General features: G+C 51.9%; 18 protein-coding genes. 8 read left to right on the top strand and 10 right to left on the bottom strand.

The window, feature by feature from the left end; genetic code table 11:
* Positions 1-335: 335 nt before the first annotated feature.
* Complete coding sequence (gene lpxA, locus LC431_RS04835; RefSeq protein WP_041673215.1) at positions 336-1,124, top strand: acyl-ACP--UDP-N-acetylglucosamine O-acyltransferase; 789 nt, start codon at positions 336-338, stop codon at positions 1,122-1,124.
* Between the two features lie 43 nt (positions 1,125-1,167).
* Here the strand turns inward: lpxA and LC431_RS04830 are convergent, their stop codons facing one another.
* The 4 genes from LC431_RS04830 to LC431_RS04815 all read right to left on the bottom strand — a co-directional run bounded on the left by LC431_RS04830 (position 1,168) and on the right by LC431_RS04815 (position 4,833).
* Positions 1,168-2,190: a DUF2891 domain-containing protein gene (locus tag LC431_RS04830; RefSeq protein WP_223509336.1), complete on the bottom strand. Its 1,023-nt coding sequence runs from the start codon at positions 2,188-2,190 to the stop codon at positions 1,168-1,170.
* Between the two features lie 12 nt (positions 2,191-2,202).
* The gene (locus tag LC431_RS04825; protein ID WP_370633753.1) at positions 2,203-3,150 is read right to left on the bottom strand and encodes a DUF979 domain-containing protein; all 948 of its coding nucleotides are present in this window, start codon (positions 3,148-3,150) and stop codon (positions 2,203-2,205) included.
* On the bottom strand, positions 3,150-3,839 hold the full coding sequence (locus tag LC431_RS04820) for a DUF969 domain-containing protein (RefSeq protein ID WP_013575240.1): 690 nt from the start codon (positions 3,837-3,839) through the stop codon (positions 3,150-3,152). Before LC431_RS04820 ends, LC431_RS04825 begins: the two co-directional genes overlap by 1 nt.
* A 334-nt stretch (positions 3,840-4,173) precedes the next feature.
* On the bottom strand, positions 4,174-4,833 hold the full coding sequence (locus LC431_RS04815) for an epoxyqueuosine reductase QueH (RefSeq protein WP_166860197.1): 660 nt from the start codon (positions 4,831-4,833) through the stop codon (positions 4,174-4,176).
* 184 nt (positions 4,834-5,017) lie between these two features.
* On the opposite strand from LC431_RS04815, the gene LC431_RS04810 reads away from it, so the two are divergent.
* The 6 genes from LC431_RS04810 to dsrB all read left to right on the top strand — a co-directional run bounded on the left by LC431_RS04810 (position 5,018) and on the right by dsrB (position 9,986).
* Positions 5,018-6,028 (top strand): AI-2E family transporter, encoded by a 1,011-nt coding sequence (locus LC431_RS04810; protein ID WP_013575242.1) that lies wholly within the window; start codon positions 5,018-5,020, stop codon positions 6,026-6,028.
* Positions 6,029-6,234: 206 nt separating this feature from the next.
* Positions 6,235-7,293, top strand: a complete 1,059-nt coding sequence (locus tag LC431_RS04805; RefSeq protein WP_015689853.1) for an NAD(P)-dependent alcohol dehydrogenase — start codon at positions 6,235-6,237, stop codon at positions 7,291-7,293.
* A gap of 200 nt (positions 7,294-7,493) precedes the next feature.
* Entirely contained in the window at positions 7,494-7,832 is a 339-nt protein-coding gene (locus LC431_RS04800; protein ID WP_013575244.1) for a hypothetical protein, read from the top strand.
* A 99-nt stretch (positions 7,833-7,931) separates the two neighbouring features.
* Entirely contained in the window at positions 7,932-8,855 is a 924-nt protein-coding gene (locus LC431_RS04795; RefSeq protein WP_223509333.1) for a potassium channel family protein, read from the top strand.
* Between the two features lie 298 nt (positions 8,856-9,153).
* The gene (cspE, locus tag LC431_RS04790) at positions 9,154-9,363 is read left to right on the top strand and encodes a transcription antiterminator/RNA stability regulator CspE (protein ID WP_013575246.1); all 210 of its coding nucleotides are present in this window, start codon (positions 9,154-9,156) and stop codon (positions 9,361-9,363) included.
* A 425-nt stretch (positions 9,364-9,788) separates the two neighbouring features.
* On the top strand, positions 9,789-9,986 hold the full coding sequence (gene dsrB, locus LC431_RS04785; RefSeq protein ID WP_013575248.1) for a protein DsrB: 198 nt from the start codon (positions 9,789-9,791) through the stop codon (positions 9,984-9,986).
* Positions 9,987-10,088: 102 nt separating this feature from the next.
* Here dsrB and LC431_RS04780 read toward each other — a convergent pair whose 3' ends face one another.
* The 5 genes from LC431_RS04780 to LC431_RS04760 form a co-directional block, all read right to left on the bottom strand.
* Positions 10,089-11,789 (bottom strand): methyl-accepting chemotaxis protein, encoded by a 1,701-nt coding sequence (locus LC431_RS04780; RefSeq protein WP_112151872.1) that lies wholly within the window; start codon positions 11,787-11,789, stop codon positions 10,089-10,091.
* 250 nt (positions 11,790-12,039) lie between these two features.
* Complete coding sequence (gene rcsA, locus LC431_RS04775; protein WP_015689856.1) at positions 12,040-12,654, bottom strand: transcriptional regulator RcsA; 615 nt, start codon at positions 12,652-12,654, stop codon at positions 12,040-12,042.
* A gap of 389 nt (positions 12,655-13,043) precedes the next feature.
* Complete coding sequence (locus LC431_RS04770; RefSeq protein ID WP_015689857.1) at positions 13,044-14,234, bottom strand: glycoside hydrolase family 88 protein; 1,191 nt, start codon at positions 14,232-14,234, stop codon at positions 13,044-13,046.
* On the bottom strand, positions 14,231-15,520 hold the full coding sequence (locus tag LC431_RS04765) for an oligosaccharide MFS transporter (protein WP_013575252.1): 1,290 nt from the start codon (positions 15,518-15,520) through the stop codon (positions 14,231-14,233). Before LC431_RS04765 ends, LC431_RS04770 begins: the two co-directional genes overlap by 4 nt.
* Before the next feature lie 27 nt (positions 15,521-15,547).
* Entirely contained in the window at positions 15,548-17,386 is a 1,839-nt protein-coding gene (locus LC431_RS04760) for a DUF2264 domain-containing protein (protein ID WP_223509331.1), read from the bottom strand.
* Positions 17,387-17,646: 260 nt separating this feature from the next.
* On the opposite strand from LC431_RS04760, the gene LC431_RS04755 reads away from it, so the two are divergent.
* Positions 17,647-18,498: an AraC family transcriptional regulator gene (locus LC431_RS04755; protein ID WP_112151875.1), complete on the top strand. Its 852-nt coding sequence runs from the start codon at positions 17,647-17,649 to the stop codon at positions 18,496-18,498.
* Here the strand turns inward: LC431_RS04755 and LC431_RS04750 are convergent.
* Positions 18,495-19,877 carry a CoA transferase gene (locus LC431_RS04750; RefSeq protein ID WP_126124823.1) on the bottom strand — a complete coding sequence of 461 codons (1,383 nt, stop codon included), beginning with the start codon at positions 19,875-19,877 and terminating at the stop codon, positions 18,495-18,497. The genes LC431_RS04755 and LC431_RS04750 overlap by 4 nt on opposite strands.
* Between the last annotated feature and the right edge of the window lie 389 nt (positions 19,878-20,266).

Genomic DNA, 20,266 nt, shown 5'->3' with positions numbered 1-20,266 from the left:
GCAGCGTTGATGTGAAGGAAACATAACGTATAGAAATGAATATCCAATAGAATATTCATCCAAGCTTAAGAAAGCCTTAATCTACCTGTCATAAAATTTTCATTATGCAGCGTTTCCGAAAAGGTTCAGAAAATAAAAAAAATATAAGAGACCGCCTTTTCGATCCTGAAGCCTTATGCTGTGCCGTGTAGCGATGCGGATGTTCAACGAAACACTCCCCTTGTTTAAACCTCTCTGAGTGCGTTTCCCTCCGCTCATTTTGATCTTTCCCTGATTATGCCTGTCCGGTTTAATTCACTACTGACTGCCTGCTGGCTGTCAGAAGGATGTTCGTGTTGATTTCATCTTCGGCCACAATTGCGGCCAGCAGTATCATAGAGCCAGGTGTCATTATCGGCCCGCGAGTGGTTATCGGGCCTTTCTGCTTTATTTCCGCCGGTGTGCAAATCGGCGAAGGAACACACATTTCTTCTCATGTCGTTATCAACGGCAATACCAAAATTGGCACGGATAACCAGATTGGCATGGGCTCATCCATTGGCGAGATCAGCCAGGATTTGAAATACGCCGGAGAACCCACCGGGCTGGAAATCGGCAATGGAAACCGCATTGGCCGCCACGTGACACTGCATCGCGGCACCGTGCAGGGCGGTGGTATGACCCGGATCGGGCACCTGAATGTGTTTGAAGGGGGCGTGCATGTCGGCCATGACTGTCAGATAGGAAATGCCACGTTTATCGGCGAACACAGTGCTCTGGCGGGGCATGTTTCATTAGGCAGTGATGCCCGGATTGATGCCCTGAGCGCGGTGCATCAGTTTTGTATTATTGGCACGGGCGTCCATCTCCTTGCTAATACCTGTGTGGTGCAGGACGTGCCGCCTTTTGTGATAGCGGGGGGAAATCGCGCGGTGCCGAAAGGGATAAACGAGCAGGCAACGGAATTTTGCCGGGCCGGCAAAGCGCAGCAAAATGTCATCCGCTATCTGTACGATTTGCTTTATCACCAGCCGGAATCGGTGGAACGGGTGAAGGGGGAAATTGAGCAGCTCAGCGCGGAATATCCGTTACTGTGCCACTTCAATGCATTTTTCCTTGATTCAGCGCGCGGGATTATTCGCTAACGATTTCACGGAAACCCTGCGGCTGAACAGAGGAAGAGGGCTGTCAGGCTTCGAGTGCCAACAGGGCAAAGGTCGCCAGCCAGTGTTCGCCCATGTAGGTGCTGTCGAGATGGTTCAGCGCGCTGTGCAGATGGGCTTCTGCCGTCTGGCACAGCAAGGCCGCACGCGGATCGCCCGCTGGCAGCGCAGAGGCCAGCGAACGCTGACACCAGGCGCGGCTGAGATTCAGTCCGTCCAGATGGCCAATTTTACCGTCACTGCGGTCAGTGACCGTGGCGGGGGTGAAAAGCGTGGCAGGCTGACTGTGAGCCAGATCCGGCAGGAAACGGCCAAACCAGGTCACAAATGCTTCGCCCGGCAGAACGCGCCGCATCAGTTCAGCCTCCATCAGGGAGGGTGACAGGAATTCATCACCGCCTGGTTCCCACGCCTGACAATGCACATCTTCCAGATGCCAGCGCAGCGCCGTTTCTTCGATCAGTTCTGCCAGTTTGTGATGCTTAACGCAGCGCGCATAATCAAGCGTTAATGCCAGTGCAAACGCGGTGTTAAAATGGCTGCCGACCCGCAGGGGATAGGTGGCTTTGGGCAAAAACTCACTAAAACTCTTTTCGAAGAACCGGCTCATCGGCGCCAGCGTTTTTGCCCATTCAGCAGCCTGCGGCAATGCCATCTCATGCAATTGCTGGCTCAGCGCCAGAAACCACGCCCAGCCATACGGTCTTTCAAATCCGGCATGTTGCGGTTGTTGCAGATAGGCCATTTCACCGGCGACGTTTTCTGGCGTGAAATGCTGGCCGATCACCGCAATGATTTTTTCAGCTTCCGGTAATTGCGGAAAGCGATCCAGCAGGCGCAGCAATAACCAGTATCCGTGCACGCAGGAATGCCAGTCATAGCTGCCGTAAAAGACCGGATGTAACTGGCGTGGCGTTTGCGCATCTGCCGCGCTGCTCATGGCATGCATGAGTTTGTTCGGGAATTCACGGGTTAAATGATTCAGCGCCAGTGAGGCAAAACGGGACGCCATCTCTGGCGTCAGGGCGGTACTTTGTTGCGTCGTCATCGTCTTTCCTTATCAGAAACGGAACACAAAGAAATACATAAACGCGGTATTCACCAGCAACAGCAATACACCGGTTTTCCACTGCGCTTTAATCACGCCATTCTTGTCCTGCAATTCGAGCAGCGCCGCGGGCACGATATTGAAATTGGCCGCCATCGGCGTCATTAAGGTGCCGCAGAAACCGGACAACATGCCGATCGCGCCCATAATCGCCGGATTTCCACCGAACTGGTTGACGATGAGTGGCAGCCCGATCCCCGCGGTCATCACCGGGAAGGCGGCAAAACCGTTGCCCATGATCATGGTGAACAGCGCCATGCCGAAGGTATAGGCAATCACAATCGCCAGCGGTGAGCCGAGCGGAATGATGTTTTTGACCAGTTCCGATACCACGCCACCGACCCCCGCCAGCGCAAACAGCGCGCCGAGTGCGGCCAGCATCTGCGGCAGAATAGCCGCCCAGCCGACGGTATCCATCGTCTGTCCTCCCGCTTTCACGGCTTTGACCGGCGAATCACGCAGCATAATCAGCGCCACAATAAAGGCCACCAGCGTGCCGAGTACCAGCGAAATCAGCGTCACGTTTTTGGCTTCTACCAGCGGCGTGTATTTCAGCGTCAGGGTGCCGATCAGGGTCACAATCGGGATCAGCAGGGCAGGAATAAACAGTTTGTTGCCGAAGCGTTTTGCCCCCGTTTCGCGTTTTTCGACCTGTCCGGGCTGCTCACTGTCTGATTTGCCTTTACCCAGTTTCCCGCTACCGGCGATGACCGCCAGTAAAATCGCCATACAGCCGGTCACGAAGTGCGGCAATTCAGCGCCAAACAGGAAAGTGACACCGTAAATGCCCCAGAACAGCGCGTTGACATAACGGCGGGAATGGCTTTTATCGCGCACGTTGAAGAACGCATAGGCGCAGAACATCAGGCCCGCAAGAATATAAACAGTCTGCAGGTTAATCATTTCGCTGCACTCCCGTGATGAACGTCGAAGCGTTTAGCCAGCGAGCGGTCAAGCAGCCATAACCGTATAAAGTGGATAATCAGCGCAGCAATGGCGGTAGGGATCGCCCAGACAGACAGGTGCAGCGGTTCAACGTTAATGCCGTACTGTTCCAGAAAACCTTTGATCAGCAGGATAGATTGCACGGCAATGAAAATGTCTTCACCGAAGAACACCGCCACGTTATCGGCGGCTGCCGCGTGAGCACGGATTTTCTGTCGCACATCATTAGGCAAATCGCCGTATTTGGTGGTGGCCGCAGCTTCAGCCATCGGCGCTATCAGCGGGCGAACCATCTGTGCATGACCGCCCAGCGAGTTAAGCCCCAGTGCGGCGGTCATCTGACGCAGGAAGAAGTACAGCATCAGCACACGGCCGGTAGTGGCGGCATGCACTTTGGAAATCAGATGACGGGCCTGTTCTTTCAGGCCGCTGCGTTCGAGGATCGCGATCACCGGCAGTGTCAGCCAGATCAATCCCATATAGCGGTTATCGGTGAACGCTTTGCCGAAGGCGCTGATGATATCGATAGTATGCATGCCGCCCGCCAGACCGGTAGAAATACCGGCCACGGTCACCACTAATAAAGGATTAAACCGCAGTGCAAAACCCAGCACGACGATCGGAATACCAATTAAAACCCACATATTTTGTCCCTCAATAATGTTGTGTTTGTTTTATATTTTTAATGGATCTGAACAGCGCTATACGCGGGTAATAACTGCGTGTTATTACTTAGAATTAATGCGTATATAAAAGCGTGAGGCGGAAAGTAACAAGCGTTAACGGTGAACGCAAGATGCAAAGGCCGGAGAGGTCATAGGAAATTATTCTATGAATCTGATGTTTAGCATTCTGACGAAATAAATAACTGGTATGGAAATAGTGACTGGCGTATCTGACAGGGCGCGGGCGAAATAACAGAATAAATAACCCGGCCTGATGGACGGGTATAACAAAAAGAGAGGGGCTGGGGCGGGGTTATTCGCCGTCTTCGTCGCCGTAATATTTCACACCGAGTTTGATTAAGTCCCGGCCCTGAGATTTACGGTGTAAGTTGCTGTCGCGCAGGGAATAAACACAGCCGCAATATTCCTGCTGGTAAAAGCGTTCGCGTTTGCTGATTTCAATCATGCGCGCAGAGCCGCCTTTTTTACGCCAGTTATAATCCCAGTAAACCATGCCCGGATAAGGCGCCGCAGCGCGTTCGCCACTGCCGGTAATTTGCTTCATGTCTTTCCAGCGGGAAATCCCCAGACAACTGGTGATGACGCTGAAACCATGTTCAAAGGCGTATAACGCCGTACGTTCAAAACGCATGTCAAAACACATGGTGCAGCGCACGCCGCGCTCAGGTTCATTTTCCATGCCCTTCGCCCGCGCAAACCAATTATCGGTGTCGTAATCTGCATCAATAAAAGGAATGCCATGCTGTCCGGCAAATCGCATGTTTTCTTCTTTGCGCAGAAGATATTCTTTCTGCGGGTGAATATTCGGGTTGTAGAAGAAAATTGTATAGTCGATCCCCGATGCCTGAATGGCTTCCATCACTTCGCCCGAGCAGGGTGCGCAGCAGGAATGCAGTAATAATTTATCGTGCCCTGCAGGCAGGCTCAGTTTATCGCGGATTAATTCAGACATACTTTTCTCCAGACTCTCAGATTTTCTTTACGACTTTTTCAGGGGGGATAATAAAAGAACCTCCCCGCCAGTCAAAATTTTCTTAACTGTTTAACTTACCGGAGGATTGTGCGCTGGCGTTCAGTGCTATGATGTGACCACGTCAGGGCAAAGCCCGGTGAACAGAGATTTAAGGATACAGGCAATGCAGATTATGAGATCGAATCAAATTCGCTGGCTCAGTGTGTTGATTGTGATGGGCGGGCTGTTACTGATTCTTCCTCTTCATTTACTGGCATGTTTTATTGCCGGTTTTTTAGTGTTTGAACTCATCAATGCGCTTACCCCGTACTTTCAAAAAATCATCAGTGGCGAACGTGCCCGCTGGGTGGTGGTGGCCATTATCGCGACCCTGGTGATCAGTTGTCTCACGCTGGCGATTGCGGGCATTGCGGATTTTCTGATGGAGGATATGCGTAATCCGGTGGCGTTTAACGCCATGGTCTCGCATCTGCTGACAGACGCACAAAGCCGTTTATCGCCGGTATTACTGCATTATTTACCGGCGAATATTGAAGAGTTGCAGCGCAGTTTCCTGCAATGGCTGCGTGAACATATCGTGATGATTCAGGCCGTTGGCAAGAATGCTGCCCACGTTTTCCTGACCATGATTATCGGTATGATCCTCGGTGCGATTATCTCGCTTCAGCAGCCGCGCAAGGGCGAACTGAACGCCCCGCTGAAAAAGGAGCTGTTGCAGCGGATGCATTTGCTGGGCGAAGCCTTCCGTAACGTGGTCTTTGCGCAGTTCCAGATTTCCCTGATCAATACCGTGCTGTCAGGTATTTTCCTGTTTGGCATTTTACCGCTGTTCGGCATTCATCTGCCGCTGGCAAAAACGCTGGTTGTCGTGACCTTCGTCTGCGGGTTGCTGCCGGTTATCGGTAATCTGATTTCGAATACGCTGATTTTCATCGTCGGCCTGTCGCTGTCGCTGTGGGTCGGCGCGCTGGTGCTGGCGTATCTGATCATCATCCACAAAGTGGAATACTTCCTGAATGCCCGCATTGTTGGCAGTCGCATCAAGGCGAAATCCTGGGAGGTTTTACTGGCGATGCTGATCTTCGAGGCGGCGTTTGGCATACCCGGCGTGGTCGCTGCACCTATCTATTACGCTTATCTGAAAAGCGAACTGAAAGAAGCGGGTCTGATTTAATCCTTTCTTAAAACGTGGCGCTTTGCGGGCAAAGTGCCACTGTTTAGTCTCTGCACAATCCCGCCTGAAAATCCTGAAATAAACAGATTCAGGCAAGTAATGGCGAGGATCGTTATATCAGTAAGTCATCTTAAACCGTCATAATTTTGCGGTGCCTGCCTTTTCTGCGGGCATGAAGTATTCCGTAATCCAATCAGGAGATAAAAATGACGCTTAACGTTCGTGGTTTCGCTGCACTTTCAGCGGATGCGCCTCTTGCGCCTCATAATTTTGTTCGCCGTGACCCGCGTGATACCGACGTTGTGATCGACATTCTGTACTGCGGTGTTTGCCACTCTGACATCCACCAGGCGCGTAATGAATGGCATCAAAGCATTTATCCGATGGTTCCGGGGCATGAAATTATCGGACGCGTGAAACAGGTTGGCGCGAAAGTCTCTGGCTTCAAAGTGGGCGACACCGTCGGTGTCGGTTGTATGGTCGATTCTTGTCAGCATTGTGAATCCTGCGCGGAAAGCCTGGAACAGTACTGTGAAGAAGGCGCTACCATGACCTATAACAGCCATGATCGTCATGACAATATGATGACCTACGGCGGTTATTCCGAACAAATCGTGGTTTCAGAAAAATTCGTTCTGCGTGTTTCTGAAAAACTGGACATCAAATCTGCTGCACCGCTGCTGTGTGCCGGTATCACCACGTATTCTCCGCTGAAACACTGGAAAATCGGTAAAGGTCACAAAGTGGCTGTGGTGGGCCTGGGCGGTCTGGGTCACATGGGCCTGAAATTTGCCAAAGCACTGGGCGCAGATGTGACGCTGTTCACCCGTTCCAAAGGCAAAGAGCAGGAAGCTTACCGTCTGGGCGCGGACCACGTGGTGCTGTCTACTGATGAAAAACAAATGGCCGCCGTAAAAAGCCACTTCGATTTCATCCTGGACACCGTGCCTAATCCACATGATCTGAACCCGTATCTGGACACGCTCAAACGTGACGGTACCCATATTCTGGTCGGTTTGATTGAGCCAGTCGAGCCTGCGCTGCACAGCGGCAAACTGGTTATGGGCCGCAAAACCGTCGCCGGTTCCCTGATCGGTGGTATCGCTGAAACCCAGGAAATGCTGGATTTCTGTGCTGAGCATGACATTTCCTGTGATGTGGAAATGATTGACATGCAGGACATCAACGGCGCGTACGAACGCATGCTGAAAAGCGACGTGAAATACCGCTTTGTTGTTGATATGGCGTCATTGAAAAACGCCTGAAAGGCCGTATTGCGCTGCGTTGATTAAATAAGCAGCTAAATAGCGACCTGATGCGCCTGTCCGGCTTACGACTCTCTGTGTAGAAGAACCCGGCAGGGCGGGCGCATTGTGGCGAAATTTACTCTTTACACGTTTCTGTGACTTCTCGGCTTGAAAGCGCGGTGGTATCCTGCTGCCTTTCGCCGGGCGAAGGAAAACCAGTGGCTAAGAGTTTTGACGAACTCATCAGAGACATGGATCTGATGATTGAACATGTGGACAGGCTGAAAAACTTGCCACCACGGGTTGCTCAACCAGCGGCCTCTGACAAACCTGCGTACGATTCTTTCGGTGAGATTTTCGCGCTGAAAGCCGTCATGCGGGCTTTTATCTCTTCAGTCGACACTATTGTTAAAGTGCAGATTGCCAAAAAAGTTGAACAGGATATCGGCCATCTGGAGAATACCGTGCGGTCGATTGGCGGCGGCAGTGCAGACGCAGACGACGTCGCGCAAATCACGGCATATGTTCGTCACGCGGTGTCTGAATTAATGGATTAATTCTCCGTGGCGTCAGTCAACGCCGGTCGCACAGTGTATTTCACCAATACCTTGTGCGACCGGCGTTTTTTTTGGACTTTTTGTCCGCAGGCGCGGGCGATGAAAAGCGTCTATTCTTGCCATAATTCCTTTTTGCTGGTGCCGGTTATGTCTCAGGATTACCGCTTTTTTGCGTCAGCCCGACGCCGCTGTTATGCCCTTTTATTTGAACACCGCACCCGCAGCGGCCGCCGGATGGAAATATTCTGGGTCCTGGCGTCACTGCTCAGCGTTCTGCTGCTGTTTATCGAATCCAGTGCATATGACTTGTTTCCGGCGACACCCAATATCATCCCGTTGTTCGGCCTGGTCGAAATGGGGTTTACCGCGCTTTTTACGGTGGAATACGTCTTACGGGTGGTCTGTTCGCCGCGCAAAACCCGTTATCCGGTGAGTTTTTTCGGCATTATCGATCTCTGCACCATTCTGCCCATGTACATCCTGTGGATGCTGCCTTCCTTCGCGGGGGCGGGGAATCTGGAGATCCTCATCCGCCTGCTGAGAATTTTACGTGTGCTGCGGGTACTGAAATTGTTGCGCTACATGAGCGACGCCGGGGTTTTATGGCGCAGCCTGATGCGTGCGAAACGTAAGCTCTGCATCTTCTTTGGCTTTGTCGCCATTATTCTTTGTCTTTTCGGCGGGCTGATGTTTGCTGCCGAAGGCGGCAACGGCGGATTTACGTCGCTGGGCGCGTCTGTTTACTGGGCCGTGGTGACGCTGACGACGGTCGGATACGGGGACATTACACCGCATACTGCACTGGGAAGAATGCTTGCGTCGGTGCTGATCCTGCTGGGGTATTCGATCATTGCCGTGCCGACCGGGATTTTAACGGCTTATATGTCGCAGGAATTGGAAAAAGGGCGTGCTGCCCGTTCTTGTCAGACTTGTCTGCATTCTGGCCATGAAATAGATGCAAAATTTTGCGCACATTGCGGAGCGGTCTTAGCGGCCGATAAACCACAACCTGTTGAAAAATAGCCTGATAATTGTACATCTATTGAACTGTTCGGTACAAAATTAGACTAATTTCGCGCTTTACCGCAGCATTGCATTAAAAAGAGTTGCTATTAAAGGGCAGTCATGAGTAAATACATACCGGCCTGTGGTACAGACCTATTTATGCACGACATCCTGAGTAAAGTTGTTCCAATTTAAAGCGTTATCCATGATAACCCTGCTCTGACGAATTTCCTTCTTAGTGCCTCCATAAGTAACGACTGAAATCCGGCTATAACATGCCCATGGTGGCGAAATTTATTTTTAAAAGGTAATTCTTATGTCAATGATGAAAGGTCAGGTTAAGTGGTTTAACGAGTCTAAAGGCTTTGGCTTCATCACTCCTGCTGACGGCAGCAAAGATGTGTTCGTACACTTCTCCGCTATCCAGGATCAAGGTTTCAAGACCCTGGCTGAAGGCCAGAACGTACAGTTCACTATCGAGAACGGTGCTAAAGGTCCGTCTGCGGCTAACGTTACCGCTATCTAATCTTACTTTACCGCTGTTTCAGCGATAAAAGTACAGATGACAAAAACCCGCATGCGCGGGTTTTTTTACGTCTGTTGTTTGTCATTAACCCCTTGTCAGTTAACCGTATCGTTGATACGCCGTTTGTCATTTCTGCGAGCGTCTGCTGTTTTATCCGGCGGTCTCTGGCAAAAAGATAAAAAAAAGCCCGCATAACGGCGGGCAAAATATTTCTTATGACATTCATTATGTACTTCCTCGGGGGGTAAGCACACCGCCAGTATAGAGAAAATGAAAGTCAGGATTCTTGCTTCAATTCGTTAAGAAAATGAAAAGGAGTCCCGCAGGGGTATTTTACCGTTTCGCATTATCTTTCCTTTCATGCCATGCCTTTGTGCGGTGGTCTGTACTACAATAATCATAATTGAAAACCATGGGATAACCTGATGAAAGTTAATGATCTTGTGACAGTGAAAACCGACGGCGGGCCGCGCCGCGAAGGTAAAGTATTAGCCGTAGAGGAGTTTTACGAAGGCGTCATGTATCTGGTTTCACTGGAGGAATATCCGGCGGGCATCTGGTTCTTCAATGAAGGCGACACCAAAGACGGCACGTTTGTCGAACCACGTGAAGGTTCTGAATAACGTTACGCTACATCCGTTACGAATAAAAAAATACCGGGGCAGAAGATTTGCCACCGGTATTTTTTTACTTATTGCCCGTCAGGAATAACGCTGACGCGACTATCAGAACGTTTCCCAGTTCGGCTCATCGTTCACCCCTTTTGACGAACGGGAAGCCGGGCCGGGCAGGGCGCGGGATGATGCCGGGGACTGTGGCTGCGCACTGCGTGTGTTGCCATCCAGACGGAACACCGCGACAGCCTGTGTCAGGCGCGCGGCCTGTTCTTCCAGTGACGCTGCCGCCGCTGAGGCTTCCTGCACCAGTGAGGCGTTTTGCTGCGTGACACCATCCATTTCCGACACCGCCTGGCTGACCTGACTGATCCCACGACTTTGTTCATCCGATGCGGAAGCGATTTCACCCATGATGTCCGTCACATGGCTGACCGCGGTGACAATTTCTGACATCGTGTCACCTGCATCGCCCACCAGAATGCTGCCTTCGCCGACGTAATCGACGGATTCTTCAATCAGCGCTTCGATTTCTTTCGCTGCCTGTGCACTTCGTTGTGCCAGGCTGCGCACTTCGCTGGCCACCACCGCAAATCCGCGCCCCTGTTCACCGGCGCGTGCCGCTTCCACGGCGGCATTGAGCGCCAGAATGTTTGTCTGGAAAGCGATGCTGTTGATCACATTGGTGATTTCAGCAATTTTGGTCGAACTGCGGGAAATCTTATCCATGGTACTGACAACCTCCGCCACAATATTCCCGCCTTTTTGCGCTTTATTGGAGGCGTCGGCGGCCAGTTTGCTGGCGTGGTGGGCGTTTTCGGAGTTCTGTTTCACCGTAGCCGTCAGCTGTTCCATGCTGGCAGCCGTTTCTTCCAGTGCCGCCGCCTGTTGTTCGGTTCGCGATGATAAATCGGTATTGCCTGAAGCAATTTCTGTCGACCCCTGATAAATAGACACCGCGCCTTCACGTACGGTCAGCACCGTTGACGCCAGCGAGCGTTGCATTTGATCTACGTTGTTACTCAGTACGCCGATTTCATTCCGGCCATGTGCCCGGGTGGGCTGCGTCAGATCTCCCTCGGCAATTTTCTGAATGCGCATCACCATCCGGTTCAGCGGATGAATAATCACTTTGCGCATGACCAGATAAGTGATGAAGGTCAGGACCAGCGCCAGCAGGAACCCGCCGCCCATCAGGGTATAACCGAGCACGGCATTGCGCTGCGCTTTATCATTGATGGTGTTAGCGGTTTGGGTGCGATAGGCAATCGCCGCCAGCAGCGGGACGTTATTGGCGAGATCCAGGCCACGTACTGTTTCTGCTTCCTGAGAAATCACTTCTTCGAAATGTGCCTGTTTGGCCGATTCCAGCATCGGCGCCATGCCCTGAGTCAGATAGGCGTCGTAGGCTTTTTTCAGCGGTTCATCGAGCGCCCGATCTTTATCGGTTTTATTTGGCCGGTTGATATACATATCAAACGAGGTTTGTGACTGTTTAATGCGGCTGGCAGCGTCCTTCAGGTTTTGGCTAAACACATCCTGATCGCCAATACGCGCGGCTGCAGCGGCCTGAATCAACAGCAAACGTGCGGTACGCAGATGGTTTGAACTGTTGGAAAGCGCCAGACGGATTTGCAGCTCCTGGGTGGCGTTTGCCAGCGCGGCATTACTTTGCTTCAGAAAGAAACCGGAGGTGCCGATGGACACAGCAAAAAGGAAAAGGATCCCGGTAAGAATCAGGCTAATCAGGGTAACAAGGCGAATATTGCTGATAAAGGAGGTTCTGGTCGTTAACTGTGTAGGAGTATCCATTTTATTTTGTTCCGCTCAATTGATCCTGTATACCGCCTGTTCCGGGCGGTCAGTGACAGCGATAAAGGCATTGCCAGCGGGCAAGTCCGGCCTTGACGAAAAAAACGCCATAGGGTGTCATCGGCATTCCGGCGCAGGGATTCAGTTTATATTTGTGGCGGAGATCTCATTTTCAGAGATTAACGACGATTTCTACAGGCCACACCGTTGCGTAGCCTGTAGCAGGAGGCCGAAAGAGAGGGGCGGGGGGTTAATTGACGTAGATGCCGTTGGTAAGCTGATCACATAAACGGACGACGTGATAAATAATATGTTTATTCGGTGATTTTATTTTCCTTTTAATATTTCCCTTATAGGAAGACACCGTTTTGGTTTTAATTTGTAATTTATCGGATATTTCAATGGTACCGTTGCCGGACATCCACATCTTGAGCATCGCTGATTCAGAACGGCTGAGCATCACGGGCCGGGTATCGAGCATTCCGCTGCTGGCAGGATCCTGCGACTGCGGCAATAACGGATGATTGATTAACTGCTTAAGGGTATCGGCCTTAATGGATTTCGACGTGATAATCACGTTCTTACGCACAAAAATATACTCTTCAAAATGAATACGCGTACGGGACATAAAAATAAAAAACAGCGTATCAGGGTATTCGGTGATCAGTTCTCCCAGACGCTCTTTATTACCTGAATGAGGCGATATGCAATCCTCGTTAATAAAAACAAGGGAAGGATTCAGTTTGCTGCAACCATTGAGAAGCTGCTCAAAATGGCTGACGTAACTGATGTCTTGTTCACTGGCGAGAAATTGTTGCAATCCGAGACGCGTATACCGGCATGGATCCAAGATTATCGTTTGCATAGTAAGTCCCCATAGGACATCCCTGTTCTGCATAATGATTGGATTCTTTGGTGTCAGCACAAAAGGCACAAACTGCATGCTGACTCTACTTTTTGCATGAAATCTGTCCGGTTGGAAGTGATTTTTTTACCCCGTAAGAGGTAGGAAGGGGTTTGGTAAATTTGGTTTATGTCACAATTTATTTTGTGACTGAACAAAAAAATGACTCGAATTAAGACTATTCTTAATGGATGTAAGGACATAGAAGAAAAGCTAATTGATTATGATGTTACAGTAACACTCTTGAAGACATAACAATATGCTGATAACCCTGCGTATGCTTAAAAACAATTCACGAATGAAAATGGCAGGAAAAGCGGACGCAGTGCGTAAACACTGCGTCACAGAGATTACCAGTAGGACTGCCAGCATTGCGTCACGCGTGTCAGCGCTTCGACATAAAAATAGTCCCCCCAGCTGCAACACTCATCTACGCCTTTACCGCTCGCCATGTGATAGACAGAATGCTTAAGCAAACCGTCACAATCCTCCTGATCACCGGTAAGATAATTCTCAGTCAGTGAGTCCATCATGCGCAGCGCCATTTCTTCATAGCACGCACGTTTATCATCGGTGGCTGGCAGCGCGGTGGCCAGACTCAGCAGGCCGCAGACCGCAATAGCCGCAGCCGAACTGTCGCGAACGGCATTGGTGCCAAGCAGTGCAAGATCCCAGTGGCAGACATCGTCTTCCGGTAAGCGGTTAAGGAAATAATGCGCAAGACGCCGTGACAGCTCAACCTGATCTGCATCGCCGGTATAACGATAGCTGAGCAGAAAACCGTAGATGCCCCAGGCCTGACCCCGTGACCAGCAGGAGTCATCAGCATATCCCTGATGCGTATTACCAAAACGCGGCTCGCCGGTCACGGTATCCATGTAATAGGTGTGATAGGTCGAGGCGTCCGGGCGGACAATATATTTCGCCGCCTGTTCTGCATGGGCGCGGGCAGCCTCGGCGAAGCGCGGTTCACCGGTTTGCTCACTCGCCCAGTACAATAAAGGCAGATTCATATTGCAGTCGATAATCATGCGGCCAGCCTGTTCCGGGTCATTTAAATCGCCCCACGCCTGAATGATTTTCGCCTGGGTATTAAAACGTTCCATCAGCGCTTCAGCTGCGAGGAGTGCAAAACCGCGCGCCTGCCGGTTGCCGGTCAGTTTATACGCGCTGACGCATGAGAGGCTGTAGAGAAAACCGAGGTCATGCGTCGCGGTATCAATGCGGTTGGCGATACGGTTACCAAACGACGTGACCTGTTTTTCTGCCGCCAGCCGGTAACGATCATCGCCGGTCATTTCCCATGCCAGCCATAGCTGACCGGTCCAGAAACTGGTGGTCCACTCCACATTCTCTGTCAGCGGGTAATGGCCGTTTTCGCAGGTTTCCGCCGGGAACTTATTGCCGAACTTCTCCAGATTGCGGGAAATTTTGCTGAGCACCGTCTGGCGCGCGCGCTGCATTTTTTGTGCAAAGGCGATCTTATCCAGCTGATTCAGTTCCACGGGTAACAACGTCTCTTTCGCGATGGTGATAGTCATACCTTCTCCCTTTCCATTCCAATAGTTTCAACTTCAACCTGTTCAGCCGGTACGGGTGTGCCTGAGCGCAGGCTGTGGCAGGCCGATAACGTGAAGGCGGAAATCAGCGTAAAGCACAGTGCGATACCGCCCATAATCAGATAAGTGTGTTCAAAACCGATGCGGTCGTAGAAGTAACCAGCAGGGGGGGCGACCACAATCGAGCCGACATAAATCATGGCCTGATAGCCCAGCAGATACATGGTGGCGTTGACGCGTTTGCTGAAATGCTCGGCGATGTACTTAAACACTGACACCAGCAGCAGCGCGATTTCCAGCCCGTAGAACGGCTTGATAATGGAAATCAGCAGCGGATCGTTGGTCAGCCCGGAGGCAATCAGGCGTAATCCCACCAGTGCACCGACCAGCAGCAGGCTTTTCTTGGCGCCGAAATAATTCACCAGGAAAGGGATCACCATCATCATCAGGAATTCGAGGCCGGACTGCACGGTGCTCAGATAACCGTACCAGGCGTTGCCTTGCTCTTTAGTGTCGAAGAAGGTGACGAAATAACGTGAAAATTGCTGTTCGGCGACAAACATCATCCACGCCACACCGGCGACATAGAGCGAGAACATCCAGAACTTGCGGTTTTTGAGCAGTAAAATCACATCGCTGAACACGATCTTTTGTTGTGAAATCACGTCGTTATCTTTGAGTTCTTCATCACCGATTTTCAGCGACAACAGCACCGCCAGCATGACCAGCGAGGTGGCGCTGCTCAGCCCGAAGTTCCAGGCCGGGGAGAGATTAAACAGCACGCCGGAGAACGACGCGGCCAGCGCCCAGCCCAGCGAACCCCACATGCGGACCTGCCCGAACTCCATGTGATACAGGCGGCTGAAGCGGTCGGCGTAAGATTCGGATGCTGCGACACCGGCGTACCAGCCGAGGCTCAGATACAGCGCACCGACGATAATCCCGAGCATCAGATGGCTGTCCAGCAGGGGCTGATAAACGAAAATAAAGAACGGTGCCATCAGGGCAGAAACCAGCACGACAAAGTACAGCAGAGATTTGCTCATGCCGATTTTGTCCATGATATAGCCGTAAACCGGCTTCATGATCACCGCGAACACGCCGTTAACGGCAAACACGGTACCGATACTGACACTGTCGAGTCCGGCTTTTTGCCCCAGCCATAAGGCATATAGCCCGAAGCTTGAAGACCAGGTGAAGAAATACAGGAATATAAAGCTGCTCATTTTGTAGTAAGCCGTTTTACTGGCTGTTTTTATGGCTTTCATAGTGACTCCTGAAACGGATCCTGAGGATTAACCTAACGTGATGTGCCCGCTGTTACCCTGATATTGCCAGCGCAATTGTTGCCCCTGACGACTGACTTCCGGCCCGGCCAGCGCGCTGATATCACGGGTAGCAGACGCACATACGGCGCATATCAGCCAGTGAGAACCGGCAGGCAGTGACGATTTCAGCACCGGAATGGCGGCGGTTTCGGCGAACATAATGCTGCTGTTGGGCGGGGTGATAACGGCGGAGGCTTCGCGTGGTTCGCTTTCTTCAAGTGCGACAATCCGGCTGACGCCGTTGCGTGCCGTGATCGTCACACCATGTTTTTCTGCCGACAGCTGTGTTTGCGTTGAAGGCTCCTGCATTACCGCAAAACCGCCTTCGGCCGTCTCCAGCGGACGCTGATTCTCGATGTGATGAACGCGCAGATGCCAGTCGCCGCAGGGGATCAGCCAGGTACGCACGGCAACGTCGTGCCACGGCAGCCAGCGGGAGTAAATCATCTCGCCGGTGATCCGCGTCTCTGCACAGTCCCGGCGTCCGCGGAAATAACCGTCACTTTCCGAGAACATCAGCATTGAATCGCAACCGGCATGATTCAGCCCGTACCTGCCACGATCTAAAGTGAATCCGAACTGGCTGGAATAGGCGAATTTGGTGTATTTGGCTTCGGTATTCACAAAGTTATTCAGCTCAAGCTGCCCGGATGTCAGCATCACGACATGCTGGCCTTCGGCATCGCGGGTCAGGATCTGACTGGCATGAGGAATACAGTAAGCCGCGGGCAGTGCGGGAAGCGGGGCTTCTTCTGCCTGCCAGAAGGCATCGTCCGGCGGCAATGCCAGCACCAGGAACAGTTTGCATGCCCAGTAAGGTGAACCCGGCGCGTTATAGTCTTCAGCCATCACCAGATTTGGTGTGTGGTAACCAATGCTGAGCACGCCGTCGCGGTCGAAAATCGGCTCTTTTAGCCAGTGACGCAAATGACGCAAAATCAGCCCCTTGATAATACCCGGGCTGAACACCTCCAGTTTGCTGTACGCCGCCGCACTCCAGAACGCCGCTTCGGCAAAACGATAAGCCAGGCTACGTCCGAAAGGCACCGCCGCGCCGCCTGCTGAAAACATCGTAATGAAATCCTGTGCGAAACGTTGTGCGCGTTCACGTAACATGGCCGCACGCGGCGCATCCACATCGGCCATATTCTGTGCATACAGCAGCCCGTAATAATGAAACGCCATCGAAATGTAGTAATCACGCGGCCTGCCGGGACCGTCGGAATACCAGCCATCGCCCAGATAATATTCTTCCATCAGCGCAAATCGGGCCGCCACGGCTTCCTGATCCCAGGGTAATCCGGAGACTTTAAAACCCATCTGCACCATGACCGGGAAGAAATTCCAGTTATTATTCGGGATGGTGGCATCACGTCCCTGATTCAGCCAGTCAGCCAGATTCTGTTGCTCCTGCGCGCTGAAATGCTGCAACAATTGCTTGTTCAGCAGCGTCAGCCCGACGCCAAACGCCGCCATTTCCACACAGCGCTGATCAAAATCACGGATTTTTCCCCAGTATTGCGGATGCTGCGGATCGGTACCGAAACGAATGGCATTCAGATAAAAAGGCAAATCTTCACATTCACCGCCACCCGCCAGCAGCGGGAATATTCCCCACAACATGCGTGACAGCGCTTCCATTTTGGCAATCTCTTTGCCGTAATGGGTGGTGGAATTGCCCAGACTGATTCCGCTTTTGCCTTCTTCTGTATAAGGCGACACCGCCGCGAGCAATTCTTGCAAGAGATGCTGCACATCATCGCGGGTCTGTAACGGATTATTGATGTTCACTTTTTTCGGCGTCATAAAAACTCTCCCGGTGATGTGAGGGAAGCAGAAAATAAGGGTTTATTAATTTGAAATATTATTTCAATTCTTTGTGCTGCGAGTGAAATATAGAGAACTGAAAATCGCTGATTGTTACGTGCTTCACAGAATGGCGTGATTTTTGAAATTGTGATTACCAAACCACGATTAAAACGGCTTAAATTATAAAAAACTGACTGAAAATTGTGTTTTGTTGTCCTTGCCGTTAATGGCGTAAAAATGAACTGAGGAAAACAGGAATGCCGGTATCTGATTATCTGGAACGCATTGCCCTTAATGAACGTCAGGTTTCTTTTAACCGGATGAACCGTGGGAGTGCTAATTATTTCCACTGGCATCAGTGTCTGGAGTTACTTTTCGTCAGTCAGGGTTACGGCATTGTCATTGTGGATAATCAGCAATACACGTTGCGCCCGGGACGGTTGTTTGTCTTTCCGCCTTTTAAACTGCACAAAGTGTTTGTCGAATCCGGTGAAAAGAACCTGTATTTGCGCACTACCATTCATCTGGACCACCAGTTGCTGGATGGCTGCCTGCAATCGTTCCCGCAACGCCGGGCACGGTTCGCAAGTTTGTGGGATGCCGACCGCGCGGCACACATTTATGATCTCAGCGAACATGCCAGCCATATAGAAGTCATTCTCGAGCAGTTCAATCAGTTGTCTGAAGCGCAGGCCGATCAGTGGGAAGAAATTACCCTACTGATTTTGCAACTGATGGCCTTTATGCCCGCAGAGGACGCAATGCCGAAAACCATCAGCCGGACAACGGCCTCTAAAGTGATGCAGTGGATTGAAGAAAATTACGTGCAGAAGTTTTCTCTGGCGCAGCTCTCAGCGGCCATCGGGTTGTCAGAAAGTTATATCTCGCGGGTTTTCGGGCAGGAAACCGGGGGCTCCATTCAGGATTACCTTGCCACCCGGCGGGTTAAAAGGGCATGTGAATTACTGCGTTCCACCGACCGTTCGGTCGAAGAAATCGGACTGCAATGCGGATTTACTGACGCGCCGTATTTTATTACCCGTTTTAAAAAGATGATCGGCAAAACGCCGTTGCAGTATCGCAAGGCGGCATTTTCTCTGACGACTTAACGCCAGCTGGCGGGGGCAGAGCCGAGCGGTGAAGCCGGGAAGCGCCAGTGTAATGTCGTATTTTCCAGACGAACAGGAGGAAGCAAACGCCGGGCATTGCCCCAGACCGTACGTTCCTGTTCGGGCAAAAAGTCGGCCGGATCCGCGGATTCAATCAGTGGTTCGCCGCTTTCTGCTAAGGTGCCATTTTCCATCAGTTCGCGGGCGGTACGTGCCAGTGAAAGGCGGCATTCGCTGCCCTGACTGGTTTCCATACGTTGCGCCAAACCCTGCAGCACTGCCGCAGCCATCAGATAGCCGGTAGTGTGATCCAGCGCCTGAACCGGCAGCGGAACAGGCTTGTGACGACCGGAACGCTGCATTCCCTGTTCAGCGATCCCGCAGCTCATTTGCACCAGACTGTCAAACCCGCGCCGTTCGCGCCACGGCCCGCTCCAGCCATAGGCATTCAGGCACACATCCACCAGCCCTGGCGCAATCGCGCGACGCTGTTCACTGCCGTAACCCAGTTTGTGCAGCGCGCCTGCGCGATAGCCATGCACAATCACATCCGCGTCCCGCAGTAATTCTTCGAAACGGTGCCGGTCCTGCGGGTTATGCAGGTTCAGCCGCGCACAGTGTTTACCCAGCGTGACATCCGCTTCCTGACTGGGTTCATCCCAGCCAAAGGGATCAATGCGTAATACATCCGCGCCCAGTCCTGCGAGAAAACGCGTCGCCACCGGCCCGGCGATAATCCGTGTCAGATCGAGTACTTTCACGCCCGCCAGCGGCTGTTGCGGGGATAATTCCCAATGCGGCGGTGCCACTTTAACGGACAACGCATGCTGAAAAAGAGGTTCCGCAATCAGCGATTTTCCCTGAACATGCTGCTGCCATTCTTCCGGGCTGAGCATCTGCGCGGCACATCCACCCGCCCGCACCACGGCGTGTTCCAGTGCTGCTTTTTTCCACATCACCACCCGCAGCGCCAGCGCCTCGCGGTTTTCCGCTTTGCCGAGCAGTGTTTCAACTACCTTACGGTGCGCGGGGGCATTGGTATGCAAACGGATCCAGCCGTCTGCCGTGGCGTAATCACCCGCCAGACTGTCCCAGGCTGGCGGTATTTCCCAGCCGTCAGGCCGGATACTGGTTTTACACCACAGCGAGGCCAGACGGCGATCCACGGTTACGGCATCGTGTTTGCCGTTTCTGAGGGCGACCAGTTGCGACACTGCGATTCCTGCCAGCGCAACAGAGGCGGCAATCAGCGGGGTTACCGGATAATAAGAGGGAAGATTTCCGGCACCGCTGACATGGAGCGTGCAGGGGAGTGAAATTTTGCCGGTTAACTGCGCGTATAGCGCACGGGCTTTCTCCTGAATCAGTTCATCGGACATGCTGAAACCTCTTGCAGTAAAACAAAAAATCACAAAGCGATGAGATTTCAGCATAGCAGGGCGGACACAAAGGCGTGCTAACCCGGCGCGGATAACACGCTGAATCATGAGTGATAGTAACCTTCCGGTAACAGAATGTTCCTAAAGTCACCGGGGGATTACGCACCTCAACAGGGCAGGAATTACGGCTAAAACCGGCGTTTCTGAAAACCGGCTCATCCCCTGTCATACGGGGGATGAGCACTGTCATAAGCGCTAACTTTTTCAAGTGAAATATTAGCTGAATGCATTCAATTTCTTGTACTCGGCTTGTGAATTTTACGTTAGCCTTAGGGTCGAAAATTCTGAATACGCGGGGACTGCGTTTTTGTGACGAAGCCCCCGGATTT

Origin of the sequence: Rahnella sp. GSA61A (assembly GCF_019969905.1) — a bacterium.
In the GTDB taxonomy this organism is placed as follows: Bacteria; Pseudomonadota; Gammaproteobacteria; order Enterobacterales; family Enterobacteriaceae; genus Rahnella; species Rahnella aceris.
Note: the sequence above shows the minus strand (reverse complement) of the source record. Positions and strands in the feature narration are given on the sequence as shown.